The following is a 13,523-nucleotide window of genomic DNA, read 5'->3' on the forward strand; positions in this document are numbered from 1 at the left end:
TTTCTGCCCACGTTCCTCCCGGGACCAGTGGTCGGTCGATGAATGAGTTAGAGGGTGCCGAGCGGCTGGGGACAGCCGCTCTACACTGACACTACTGCGGTTGCTCGGCGGTTAGCGCGATGACCATTGGGGCGGTGGTGTCATCGCCCTTGAGCAGTTCAACTTCTTTGACCACTTCTTTGCGGCTGGGTTCGACGGCCAGGTAACGCACTTGCTGGCCGCGAACGTTGAAGGCAAAGGTCGACTTGGGTACGTCAACGCGACGAATGTAGTCGGCAAAGTGCTCCCCGTTGATCAACTTCTGCTCTTCAGTTTCACCATCGGCGTAATAGAACTTGACGATCATCGTGGTCGTGCCCTCTTTGGACGCTGGATAGCCCCAGCCACTAACGCCGCCGAGCATGTGCAGTTTGCCGATCGGCATATTGCAGGGCAGCTTGACACTCCGCGGCATCTTGGGCGGCACGGTACCTTGCGGCCCGTACAGCATCACAATGTTGGCGCGGCCCTTGCCTTGAGGATCGACCAATTGGAACGGCACATCTTGAAAACTCTTGCCTTTCCAATCGGGGAAGATCATGCGGTCCGGGCCGTTATCGCCATCATGGAACAGACCTTTCGTGCTGATCGCTGTGGCCACGGTGGCCAGAGGCAGAGGCACAAAGCGTCCCTTGCTGGTCAGGAACTCGAGCAAGTTGGTCATCTCGGGTTCTTTTAAAGTCTCTTCCATACCCTCGGGCATTAGCGACTTGTTCGTGGCCGTGATGGCTTCGATGTCATCGCGCGAGATCGATTGCTTCTTGCCTTCGGCATCGATGATCTCGATGGCCGATAAAGATTCAGCCGCTAACATGCCGGCGATCACTTTATTGTCGGTCGTCAGCACGGTGTACCGTCGGAAGTTGCCTTCGACGCTGCGGCTAGGATCGAGAATGTGCACCAGCAATTCCTCTTTCGGATGCACAGCCATGCCGGTCAAGTCGGGACCGATCTCCTGGCCCTCGCCCGAATGCTTGTGGCAGTTCGCACACGCTTTCTTGAATAGCTCCTTACCAATCTTGGCATCACCCTTAGCGTGGGTCGTAGCCATAAAGCGTTCGATGACTTTCACTCGATCGGCGCTGGGCAGTCCACCCGAGGCAGCCATGACCTTGGTGGCAGCATCGCGCAAGGAACGGTTGGGATGATTCTTCAGCGTTTGACGTTGATCAAGCGTTAGATCTTGGATCGTGATCGGCCCTGTGCTGAGCGCATCGACCAATTGCCGTGCCGACTCGGGGCGCACCAACATCATGGCCACGGCATCATCACGCAGCTTTGGCGTCAGCGTCGACCATCGCTCGATCAGAGTGGCTGCGATCTTGGTCGACTTGGAGGCTGATAGCGAACGCACGATGCCCGAAGTCAATTGCGGTGGATTTTGAGGAGTCAACATCTCGACCAGTTGAACAATAACGTCATCGTTACCACCACTGATTTGCAAGAGTTGCTTGACCGCTTCCACGCGCGCGTCGGCCGACTTTTCTATATCCGAAATCGTTTGATTCAAGCCGGCGATAATTTCGTCGGCATACTTCTTCAGTTTCTCGCTACCCCAGCCACTGGCCAGCGTAACCAATTGCCCGCGGGCGCCCAGCGGCAGCTTGGACACGAGTTGATCAAGCGTATTTTCCAGCTCAGCGTTGAGTTCGGGTTTGAAATCGCGCGGCCAACCTTGAGCCAGGCCGGTAACCATGGCTTCAGCCAGGCGGCTATCACCGCTGGTCATCGATTGCAACAGCGAAATTAACTGGGCGTTGGTCGGCTGCGATCGCGCCAAATGCTCAGCCAGAACTGTAGCCATGTCAACTTGACCGTCTACCACATTCTGATCGGCAGGCTTGCCCGTTTGCGTCAGCAGGCCCATGAGCAGTGGTGTGGCTTGGGTCGCGCCGGCACAGATGATGCCTTCTTTCAGCCAACGATCGAGCATGTTGACATTGTCGCGAGCCGCAGCGGCCAGGGCTTGACCGGCAGCTGCGTCTTCGGGCATATCGGCCAGCGCCATCAGCGCGCCTAAGCGCACTTGTGGTTGCGGATCGGCGAGCAGTTTGGCATCGGCGATCGCGGCGACCGATTCTTTGGTCGATGGCAATACGAGGGCTGCATTGCGACGAACCCCAGGCGATGCATGTTTGAGTGCCGCGGCGGCCGCCTCGAAGGCCGGTGTGCCGGCTTTGTCCAGTGCGCCTAAACCCTTGAGAGTCCAGAGCGCATGAATCGCACCGGCGTTGAGTTCGATATCGTCGACCTGCTTGTCCGCGATCAACTTGATCAACTCGGGCACCACATCTTGCTGGCCGCGTTCGACCAAGAGGCGCTGAGCATGACGACGCCACAAGCGATTGTTATGCTTGAGGGCCGCTACCAATTCCGCTGGTTTATCGCTGGCGAGTTTGGCTGTGGTGGTCGACTCGGGACTGGCATCTTCATAGACCACTCGGTAGATGCGGCCGTGCGTTTTGTCGCGCAGATCGGATTCATACGCGTTGCCCTTGCCCGTTTGAAAACCTTGGGGCGTTGGATTGTGCTGGATGATGTAGTTGTACCAATCGATCAGCCACACTTGACCGTCGGGACCAACCTCCGCCATGATCGGCGCAGCCCATTCGTCGTCACTGGATACCAGGTTGAAGGCGTTGGTGTCGTTAAACGAAGCCCCATCGGGCGTGATCACAAACGACCCCACCAGGTGACCTTCGGGTCCACACACAAACGCTACGCGGTTCCACCAATCGGATGGATACGCCCGGGCTGTATACAGCGCGTGACCAGCGCCAGCCGTGTAACCACCGTGATGATCCACTTGCCGGATCTTGTCGGTGATCGGTTTGCTATACATGTGCGTATCGGAAATCAGATCGGCCATCAGGCTGGGCGTCCAACCTTTGACGCGCTCGTAATAACGATTCGGAATCGGCACAAAGAAGCTTGGGGCGCGATTGGCGGTTGAAGCGAAGATGAGTCCTTCTTCCGAAATGCCTAAACCCCAACTGTTGTTTGTGGTCGACCGCACGAACTCGACGTCGGCCACTTCTGGCTTATCAAGAGCCATCGTAAAGTTGAAGGGACCTTGGCGGAATCCAGGGTGTTTACCGCGTGCATATTCTGGATGGGAGTCGTTGTACCCCTGCATGGCCCAGTAACGGTTGTCCAGTCCATACATAAAATTACTGACACCGCCGTGCGTGTCGCCCATCGCCCAACCGGTGATCAGCTTGATGCGCTCATCCGCTTTGTCATCGCCGTCTTTATCTCGCAGCAGCAATGTTTCGGTGCCCGCTTGAACGATGATGCCATCGCGATAGAACTCGATCGAAGTGGGAATGCTCAGCTGTTCAGCGAAGACCGTGAACTTGTCGGCGCGGCCATCGCCATCGGTGTCTTCACAGATGCGAATGCGATCTCGGCCTTCGACAGCATCTTTTAATTCATTGGGATAATCAATTGTTTCGCACAGCCACAGGCGACCGCGATGGTCCCAGTTCATCGCGATCGGTTTGCCTTGGATCTCCGGTTCCGAGGCGAACAGTTCAAGATGAAACTTCTGTGGAGTGACGTAGTGCTTGATCGATTCAGACGCTGGCAATGGCTTCTGCATCTTCGTCAAGTTGTCACCCAGCGTGCCCCAACGATTGCTAGGAATATAGTTGGGTATCTTGGGACCAACTTCTTCGTATTCAAATGGGGCGACATCCGTTCGTTGAGCCGTCATCGACGGAATGGTGAAGAGCGACTTATCGCGAAACGGGGCCACTACGCTGGGGTCGCGACCCGCGGCCCAGCGCACGCCGCGCTCGACCAGGTTTTGAAAGCCTGGATTGGACCAGGTGCGCGTGTCATGTCCCCAAGCCGTATAGAAGACTCGGCCTTGGCCTTGCGTACGCACCCAAGTCCACGGCTCGGCTTGACGATCATCCGCTTGACCACCTTGCTTGCGGACTTCCAGCACTGTGCGATTGCGATCGTTATGTTTGGTGTGGATGTAAGTCTCATCCCAACTTTGGAAACCGGCAAAGCCTTTCATGATGGGGTGATCAGGCTGGACGATTTCGGTCGCAAAGACTTCGCCGCCGTGTTTGCTGAACTGAGCACCGACCAAATCGATGTAGGCCGGTGAATTCAGAAAGCAGTACGATGCGCAGTGCAGGGGCACAAAGCCACCGCCACCCGCGACATAATCCAGCAAGGCTGATTCTTGTTCGCGTGAGATCTCGGTGGTATTGGCATAGATGATCAGCGCGTCGTACTTTTTGAGATTGTCCAACGCCAGTTCGGACATCTTCTCGCTGTAGGTGATATTGATGCCGCGCTCTTTTAGTGCCGGAACAAGCACATCTGCCAGAGCAGCGGGTTTGTGATGACCTCGATCGCCCAAGAAGAGCACGCTTAGAGGTTTCTCGTCCGCTGCCGGACACGGGCCAACCAAACTCAGACAAGATAAAAGGACAGTTAAACAAGCGCAGAAGAATCCGCGGACAAGTCCGATAAGCATCGACAGAACTCCAACAGCGGGTGATAAGGGCTAAGGGAGCATTATAGTCGAGTTTTGGTGCGGAAGGGCGGCAGAAGTAGAGCGGCTGTCCCCAGCCGCTCAGCACCCTCTAACCCATTCATCGACCGACACTGGACCCCGGGAGGACGAAGTCTCCTGCTGAGCCCAACACCGCTCAGAACAACGGACAACGTCCCGGGGATGACGATTATTACAACGCAGAGTCCGCAGAGTGCGCGGAGAAATCGCAGCGGGATCTTCTCTGCGATCCTCCGCGTCTCTGCGTTTATATATGGGAACCCGCAAACCCAATCCCCGACCGGACCAACGGTCGGTCGAGAATTGCGTTAGAGGGTGCTGAGCGGCTGGGGACAGCGGCTCTACAACATTCACCAGGACCACTGGGTGTAATTCTTGGCGTTGCCGAAGCTGCGTTTGGGGTGTTTGGTCGGATTGGGGCCGAACCAGCCGTAGGGGTAGGCTTGTTTGGGTGGCATGAGTTCGACGGGCGTGGTGGCTGGTCGGCTGAGGGCGCGCACGGGTACGTGGCCGACGGGGCGCGATGCGTGCCAGGGAAAGCTGGGCGAGCCAGCTCGAGCCGAATTAGCCAGACAGATAACCAATACGGCCAGCGAGATAAGCGTGCGCATGACGAATTCAATTCCTGAAGGGCCAATACCGGTCAGAGCGATCCACCATTTAGATGTCGGCCAGTGAAAAGGTGTCGATCGGGGAAACTTGGATGGGAAAGCGGCGATAGCCCACGCAGCTGGCAGGATATAGGGAAAATGCGGTACAAGAGACTGGACTTGGATCACGGAGGCTGCAACAATAGAGCCTGGGGAGTTTTGTAATTTTTGAACCGGTCTAATCTCGTCGTAACTCTGCCCGTCCGTTGCACAAAGGGGAATCTCATGCGTCACTCCTCACGCCACGCGTTCACGCTGGTTGAACTGCTCGTGGTAATCGCCATCATCGGCGTTCTGGTCGGCCTGCTCTTACCAGCCGTCCAAGCTGCTCGCGAAGCCGCTCGTCGAACCGAGTGTGCCTCACGTTTAGGTGAACTGGTCAAAGCTACTCAACAGTTTGAGCTGGCCAAGAAGCGGTACCCTGGCTACCTCGAGTCATTTGGTAAGAACAGTGGCGGTCAAATTCCTGGAGCATCGAAGATTGGAACGTGGGTAGTTGCCCTGTTCCCCTACATCGAGCAGGAACCGACCTACGATCTCTGGGCTGATCCCTCAACGACTGCGATTTGGAATGCCAATGGTGGATTCTCTCCGAACTCAGCCAATATCGGCTTGCAATTCTTTCCAAACCTCCGATTGCTTACCTGTGCGAGTGATAGTGTAAGCGAAGAAGATTTTGCCAAGAACAGCTTTGTATGCAATGCTGGCTTCTTTAATGACGGTGGCTATGCTGGTTACGGAGCTTTAACAGCTGACAAAGCTGCCCAGAAGGCCGTTAGCCCGCAGAACGGTGTCTTCTCCAATCAAGTGCCAATGACAGTGAACACTTGCTACACAGGCAACACGACGCTCGCCGTTTTGGCTTCACGAGCAAACTCACCCACACGTGCTGACAATATCCGAGACGGTTTGACCCAAACCATCGCGTTTTCGGAAAACCTTAAAGCAGGCCCTTGGGGTTACGCAGGTTTACCAGAAACCGCTTGGCCAACCACGACTGTTGGCGGAACAACCTATGCCGGCGATGACACAAGTGCAACTGCGGCGAGACTGAACATTGGAATGGTTTGGCTCTTCCGCGCAGACGGAGTCTCGGGCATCCCCCTTGTCCAACCAGCTAACAAGATCAACGGTGCACCTGCAGGGTCGAATAAGTTTTCCGTGCCCTTGAGTTTAGAAACCGCACGACCATCCTCGGGTCACACGGGATTGGTAAATACTGCCTTCCTCGGTGGTAGCGTCAGTACGCTCAGTGAAGGTATCGACTACGTTGTCTACCAAGCCCTGTTGTCGCCTCACACCAGGGCTAGCGATGTACCTATCAAATCGTACATCCTCAAAGAAGACGACTATCGCTAAGCGATCGTGTAAGTCAACCATTAAAAGGCTCGGCGGTTTCGCCGGGCCTTTTTTCGTTTACCGGCCACATGTAAAGCAACCTACAACAGCCTTCGGTAATTACTTGATGCATCAAGCATTTTACTTTACATATAAAGCATTTCACTTTTACCAATCGTCGCTTGTGCGGAGAGCCTGGTTATGAGTTGGCGGCCAGCTTTTACGCGACTCGAACTAGCAGTCGCGATTGTTGTGCTCGTCGTCCTGCTCGGCCTGCTGATGCCTTCCACCAATGGCACGCACGATCGTGCTAGGCGCGTGCAATGTGCTTATCGCCAAGGCGAGCTGATGAAAGCCGTTCAGCAGTTCGAAATGGCTCGTCAGCGCTATCCGGGTTACGTGGAAGCCTTTGGGCAAGACCCACTGGGTAACGTGAAAGTGGGCACCTGGGTCGTCGCGCTCTTGCCTTACTTGGAACAAGAGCATTTGTACGAACTCTGGCAGGACGCGCAGCTGACCGATCAGTGGAATCGTCGCGGGGGCGGCACCAACCCCATGAACAGCGACTTCTATCCCAAATTGGCTGTGCTGTTGTGCTCGAGCGATCCAAACTCTGGCGAGCCCATGGCTCCGCTCAGCTTTGCGGTCAACTGCGGTTTCTTTGCCGATACCTTACCACCTGGCTACGAATCATTGAACGACCATGACATCGTGCTCCAGTCGACGCGTCCAGCCAACGGTGTCTTCAGCAATCAATTGCCCGCGATGCTGCAATCTACGCTCACTGGCAACCAGCCAGCCAAGATCTTAGGCTCGGCCGCTCACCGGCCCACCCGTGCGGCCGACATCCGCGACGGATTGACGATGACCATTGGCATTTCGGAGAATTTGTACACCGACAGTTGGGCTTACGTCGGACGTCGAACCGGTTGGGCCAAGACCGCGATCGACGGTCAAGACTACTACGGTGACGAAACATCCGCCTTCGATTCCATCCGCGCGCATGGCGGACTTTTGTGGCTGTATAAAGCTCAGCCGAAAGTGGCCGGCGTGCCCGACTACGAACAGTTAGCCCCGCCCGGGTCATGGTCCAAGCAGCGCCACTTCAACATCCAGTGGGCCAAACCCAATTCGCATCACACCGGCCTGGCCAACGTCGCCTTTCTAGGCGGCAGCGTTTCAACGCTGAGCAACACCATCGACTACCGAGTCTATCAATCGCTCCTGGCCCCCCACGACGCTAACAGCGATGTGCCTGATAAGTCATATAAGCTGCTGGATGGTGATTTTCGGTAGAGCGGGTGTAGAGCAGCTGTCCTCAGCTGCTCAGCACCCTCTAACCAAATCATCGACCGACCGTTGGTCCGGTCGGGGATTTGGTTTGCGGGTTCCCATATATGAACGCAGAGACGCGGAGGATCGCAGAGAAAATCCCTCTGCGTTTTCTCTGCGCACTCTGCGGACTCTGCGTTTTAATATTCACCATCTCCGGGCCTTTGTCCGTTGTTCGCTGCGGTGTTGGCTCAGGAGGACCTTCGCCCTCCCCATCATGCGGTCGGTCGAGAATTCGGTTAGAGGGTGCTGAGCAGCTGGGGACAGCTGCTCTACATTCACGGGACGTATTGAATACCTACCCGAGTGGCGGGTACAATAAAGGTCCCGCCTCATGCGTTAAACCGCCTCTCCAATATGTGCCAATGCCATGTCCATGATCAAGCGCTTGATCGTCGCTGCACTTTTGTTCAGCCATTGTCTGATCGCGCAGGCAGCTGAGCCAGACGCGGAAGCCATCGAGTTCTTCGAAAGCAAAGTGCGGCCGCTGCTGCACGAACATTGCATCGAATGCCACAGTGATGAACATCCCGAAAGCGGGCTTAGTTTGGAATCGTATGCGGGGCTGATGCGCGGCGGCGAACTGGGCGCGGCCATAACGCCGGGCAAACCCAAAGAGAGTTTGCTGATTAGCGCCGTCAACCACGATGAATTTCTGAAGATGCCACCCAAGAGCAAGCTGACCACGACGCAGCTGGCTACGCTCAGCCAATGGGTGGCGATGGGCGCTCCCTGGCCCAATAAAGACTCAACCACTCCGTTGCCTGCGCCACCCATACCAACAGTTGACGACCAACCACAATTCACGCCCCAGCAGAAATCGTTTTGGGCTTATCAGCCACTCGTGCAGCCCGTCCTGGCCGAACACACTGGCCATGAACAATATCTGGCCCATACAGCCATCGATACATTGATCAATGCTCAACTAGCCGCTCACGGCCTGCGCCCCAATCCACCTGCCGGCCAGCGAGAATTGCTGCGGCGCGTGACTTATGATTTGACGGGTCTGTCGCCCACGTCCGACGAGTTTCAGTCTTTCGTGAACGACTCTGATCCCGACGCTTATGAACGCGTGATCGATCGCCTGTTAGCCTCAGCGCGTTATGGCGAGAAGTGGGGCAGGCATTGGTTGGATGTCGCCAGGTATGCCGACTCCAATGGCTTGGATGAGAACATCGGTTATCCGCATGCGTTTCGTTACCGCGACTACGTGATCGATAGTTTCAATCACGACAAACCGTTTGATCGCTTTGTGCAAGAGCAGATCGCTGGCGACTTGTTGGTCGACGACGATCCTGTGCCCGGTGTTTCGCCGTTTGATCGACTGGTCGCCACCGGCTTTCTGGCGATCGGAGCCAAGATGTTGGCGGAAGACGATCCGGTCAAGATGCAGATGGACATCATCGACGAACAGTTGACGGTGCTCTGCCAGGCGTTTATGGGCATGACGATCGGCTGTGCGCGATGCCATGATCACAAGTACGATCCGCTGACGGCGGCCGACTATTATGCACTGGCTGGTATCTTCAAAAGTTCGCAAACGATGGAGAACCATAACGTTGTGGCCAAGCTGTTTCAGCGGCAGCTGGCGGAACCCGAGATCATTGCCCAGTCCAAATTGATCGACGAGCGAATTGCGGCCCAGCAAAGCGAACTGAACCAACTCGACCAGGCAGTGGCCCAGCGCGAGAAGCAACAGATTCGCAGTTCGATCAGCTCAGCTTTGCAAGCCACCATTGCGTACGATCAATTCACCACCGCCTCGCTCGAGCAGTTGAAAACCGGAGTCAATCACACCGATAGCCGCGGACCAGGTTACCTCGCTGACCGAACCGATCAACCTTACGTGATCGAAAACGGCTACGCGTTGATCGAAGCGGAAGGTTACCAGCGGGGCAGCGTGGATCGCGACTACGATGAATACGGTAAAGAGATCGGCATCATCGGCAGCAGTGGCACAGCTGACGTCGAGTACGACATTGAAATCCAGCAGGCCGGGACCTATGCGATTGAACTGCGTTATGCGGCCCTGGAGCGCCGGCCATTACGCCTGAAGATTGACGACAAAGATATCAACACGCGTGTGGCTACGGAAACCTCCGATAGTTGGTATCACGAAGGTCAGATCTGGAGCGTGGCTGGATTGGCTCGATTGAGCGCTGGCAAACACGTTGTGCGGTTAGAATCGCGCCGCGCGTTTCCGCATATCGACAAACTGGCCGTGGTGTATCAAACACCCAGCGGCACTGCCTGGCCTTTTGGTACCGAACCGGTCGCCCTGTCGCGGTCAGGACTGACCAGCGGCATGACCTTCCCGGTGATCGCCTTGTGGCGAACGCACCTGGCCGAGATCCAACGCAGTACCAAAGTCGACTCGACGGAACTTAATTTCTATGGTGTCTGGCTGAACCTGGCCGAGTATCCCGCAGAGTTTCACAGCCGGGCTGAACAAGTTTGGGCTCAATTGGCTGCAGACTCACCGCTGCATGCACAAACTCCCGCTGTGCTACGCGAAGCACTCTTGAGTCAGCCGCCTGCGTCATTAGCGGCGCTGGCCGACACTTATGCGAAAGTTATCCAGCAGATACTCGCCCCAGAAAACGACGAGTCGATGCAAGAGCTGCGCAAACATGTTTCAGCCAAGGCATCGCCACTGAATGGTCCCACGCGCGACTATGAACGCTACTACACGGAAGTGGACGAACAGCGTGCCCAGACAATTCGAGATCAACTGGCAGCCATCGAAGCTGAACGTCCTCAACTGCCTAGCGCCATGGGTGTCGCCGAAGCCAAACCCGAAGATTTGAAGATCCACTTGCGCGGCAGTCACGTCGTCTTGGGCAAACTTGTCTCGCGACGTATGCCTGGCATCCTGGCTCGACCAACTGATCCGGTTATCAATGGTGAGAGCAGCGGTCGACTGCAATTGGCTCAGTGGATGACACGCGGCGATCATCCGCTGACCAGTCGGGTGATTGCCAATCGCATTTGGCACTGGCATTTTGGTCGAGGTATTGTCCCGACGACGGATAACTTTGGCCTGTTAGGCTTAGCCCCCACGAACCAGCCCCTGCTGGACTGGCTGGCAGTGGAACTAGTCGAGCACAACTGGTCGATCAAGCACTTGCATAAACAGATACTCATGAGCGCCGCCTACCAACGCAGTTCGCGAACTCAGGCTGAGAATGAAGCGGAGGCACAGCGCATCGACGAGTGTTTGACGCTGGATCCGGAGAATGCATGGTTATGGAAATTCAATCGCCGTCGCTTGACCGCAGAAGAGACGCGCGATGCGATTCTGACGGTGGGTGGTGGCCTGGATTTAACTATGCGTGGGTCTTTAATGAAGACTGAGAGCCACAACTATGTGAACTCGGCGGCGGGCGGTGATTTGGATTACAGCCAACCACGTCGCAGCGTTTACTTGCCAGTCATTCGCAGCGGTGTGCTGGACGAAATGCAAACGCTCGATTTCCCCGATCCAGCGATGATCAGCGGCGAACGTCAAACGTCGACCGTGGCCCCGCAGGCTTTGATGATGCTCAATAGCCAGCTGGTTCAGCAGCAAGCGCTCACGGCGGCCAATCAATTGCTCGCGCAAGCCGAAGATAGTCACCGGCGCATCACCACTGTGTATGAACGCATCCTGAGACGCGCGCCGGCATCCATCGAACTTGAATCGGCAGGTGCGTTCATACAGCATGCGCTCGATCAAGGCGTGGAACCACCGGTTGCCTGGCAGAGTTTATCTCGTGTGTTGATGGCTTCCAACGAATTCAGTTACGTCGAATAGTGGATAAGTGATCCTATGAACGCTTTCAATCCTCGCCATTGGCACGCCGCCCATCAACAACCCTTGTCGCGTCGACAGTTGCTGTCCCAGAGCGGAGTTGGCTTTGGCGCACTGGCGCTGGCTGGTTTGATGAACCAGTTGTCAGCAGCTGATGAGGTCGGCGTGCGTAACTCGGACAATCCGATGGCTGAGCGCGCGCCGCATTATCCGGCCAAGGCCAAGCGCGTCATCTTTTTGTTCATGCACGGCGGACCATCCCAGGTGGATACGTTCGACTACAAACCACAACTTGAAAAAGACGATGGCAAACCGGTACCCTTCGACAAGCCACGCGTCGTTTCGGGCAAGACCGGCAATTTGCTGAAGTCACCTTGGAAGTTTCGGCCGTACGGTGAATCGGGATATTATGTCAGCGACTTGTTTCCACATATTGGTAAACAAGTCGACGATATCTGCTTTATCAACTCGGTGCACGGATCGAATTCGCGCCACGGCGCGGCCCTGTTGGAACTGAGCACCGGTAGCGATACCTTCATTCGTCCGAGCATTGGCAGTTGGTTGACCTATGGACTGGGTACCGAGAACCAAGATCTACCTGGCTTCATCACCATTTGCCCATCGCTATCGCATGGCGGAGCCAACAACTGGGGCTCCGCGTTTTTGCCCGCCGTTTATCAAGGCACGCGCATCGGTTATGCGGGGTTGGAATCGGATAAAGCCAAGGTGCCGTTCATCGAGCGGCAGACTCCCGAGCAGTTGCAGCGTCTGGAGTTGGACTTGATGAAAGAGCTGAACCAACGGCACATGCACGCTGTGGGTGAAGATCAGGAACTGGAGAGTCGCATCGAATCGTTTGAGTTGGCGTTTCGCATGCAGAACGAAGTACCGCTGGTACAAGACTTCTCAGATGAATCGCCTGAGACATTGGAGTTGTACGGTATCAACAACCCAGTGACGCGCAATTTTGCGATCCAATGTTTGATGGCGCGGCGTTATGCCGAAGCCGGCGTGCGCTTCGTGCAAATATCGCACAGCTACAAATGGGATCAACACGGCGACCTGTTGCGCGAGCATGCTAAGAACGCGGCCGAAGTCGATCAACCGATCGCCGCGTTGCTGACGGACATGCGACGCCGCGGTTTGCTAGACGATACGATCGTCTGGTGGGGCGGCGAGTTCGGTCGCACGCCCGTTAGCGAAGGCGATCGCAATGGCCGCGACCATAACCCACACGCGATGACGCAGTGGTTTTGCGGCGGGGGCTTCAAACGTGGATTCAAGTATGGCGAATCCGATGAGTACGGCTACTTTGCCGTGCGCGACAAAGTCCACTTTCATGATGTGCATGCGACACTATTGCACTTGTTAGGCTTGGATCACACGCGACTAACTTACCGTTACGCAGGCCGCGATTTTCGCTTGACCGATGTGCACGGCGAAGTTGTCCAAGCTGTGCTGGCCTGAAGTACTGGCCTGAAGTACTGGCCTGATGGTTCTCCAGTTCCGGCGCAGTCATCCTTGACCGTCGGCTGTCATCCTTGACATGAACTGCAATCCTTGCAGTCGCCATGCCTGGAACTTGGAGTGCGATTGATTGGCTCTTGCCAACTGTTCTGAAGCAGCGGTTGTCTTCCGTGACAAATGTGGTCTTCACTGACGGGTGCTGCACTTCAGATGCGTGCGATTGTAACGCGACTCAATCGTGTGCCTATAGTGCTTGTGGGACATTGGCATAATTACGCCAGCTTTCGCATTGCTTGCAATGTAACGCGAGCTTTGTAGCGGAAGCCGTCAAGGCTTTCGATTCCTGTCGTCAACTGCAGAGCACGAAATGCTT

6 protein-coding genes are annotated in these 13,523 nt (G+C 55.8%); 4 read left to right on the top strand and 2 right to left on the bottom strand.

Annotated features, from left to right (window positions below):
- Positions 1-91: 91 nt before the first annotated feature.
- Positions 92-4,534, bottom strand: coding sequence for a PVC-type heme-binding CxxCH protein (locus SH573x_RS21110; RefSeq protein ID WP_479349753.1), 4,443 nt, complete (start codon positions 4,532-4,534; stop codon positions 92-94).
- A 389-nt stretch (positions 4,535-4,923) separates the two neighbouring features.
- On the bottom strand, positions 4,924-5,184 hold the full coding sequence (locus SH573x_RS21115) for a hypothetical protein (RefSeq protein WP_479349754.1): 261 nt from the start codon (positions 5,182-5,184) through the stop codon (positions 4,924-4,926).
- A gap of 264 nt (positions 5,185-5,448) precedes the next feature.
- Between SH573x_RS21115 and SH573x_RS21120 the strand changes: the two genes are divergently transcribed.
- From SH573x_RS21120 to SH573x_RS21135, 4 genes are all read left to right on the top strand, one after another.
- Positions 5,449-6,582: a DUF1559 family PulG-like putative transporter gene (locus tag SH573x_RS21120; protein ID WP_479349755.1), complete on the top strand. Its 1,134-nt coding sequence runs from the start codon at positions 5,449-5,451 to the stop codon at positions 6,580-6,582.
- 180 nt (positions 6,583-6,762) lie between these two features.
- Entirely contained in the window at positions 6,763-7,857 is a 1,095-nt protein-coding gene (locus SH573x_RS21125) for a DUF1559 family PulG-like putative transporter (protein ID WP_479349756.1), read from the top strand.
- A 406-nt stretch (positions 7,858-8,263) separates the two neighbouring features.
- On the top strand, positions 8,264-11,686 hold the full coding sequence (locus SH573x_RS21130; RefSeq protein ID WP_479349757.1) for a DUF1549 domain-containing protein: 3,423 nt from the start codon (positions 8,264-8,266) through the stop codon (positions 11,684-11,686).
- 15 nt (positions 11,687-11,701) lie between these two features.
- Positions 11,702-13,150, top strand: a complete 1,449-nt coding sequence (locus SH573x_RS21135) for a DUF1501 domain-containing protein (protein ID WP_479349758.1) — start codon at positions 11,702-11,704, stop codon at positions 13,148-13,150.
- Positions 13,151-13,523: the final 373 nt, after the last annotated feature.

Source organism: Rania fehmarnensis, assembly GCF_056494185.1.

Excerpts from the sequence above, each read along its gene's own strand:
- SH573x_RS21110 (WP_479349753.1), bottom strand. The coding sequence starts at position 4,534 with ATGCTTATCGGACTTGTCCGCGGATTCTTCTGCGCTTGTTTAACTGTC.
- SH573x_RS21115 (WP_479349754.1), bottom strand. The coding sequence starts at position 5,184 with ATGCGCACGCTTATCTCGCTGGCCGTATTGGTTATCTGTCTGGCTAAT.
- SH573x_RS21120 (WP_479349755.1), top strand. The coding sequence starts at position 5,449 with ATGCGTCACTCCTCACGCCACGCGTTCACGCTGGTTGAACTGCTCGTG.
- SH573x_RS21125 (WP_479349756.1), top strand. The coding sequence starts at position 6,763 with ATGAGTTGGCGGCCAGCTTTTACGCGACTCGAACTAGCAGTCGCGATT.
- SH573x_RS21130 (WP_479349757.1), top strand. The coding sequence starts at position 8,264 with ATGTCCATGATCAAGCGCTTGATCGTCGCTGCACTTTTGTTCAGCCAT.
- SH573x_RS21135 (WP_479349758.1), top strand. The coding sequence starts at position 11,702 with ATGAACGCTTTCAATCCTCGCCATTGGCACGCCGCCCATCAACAACCC.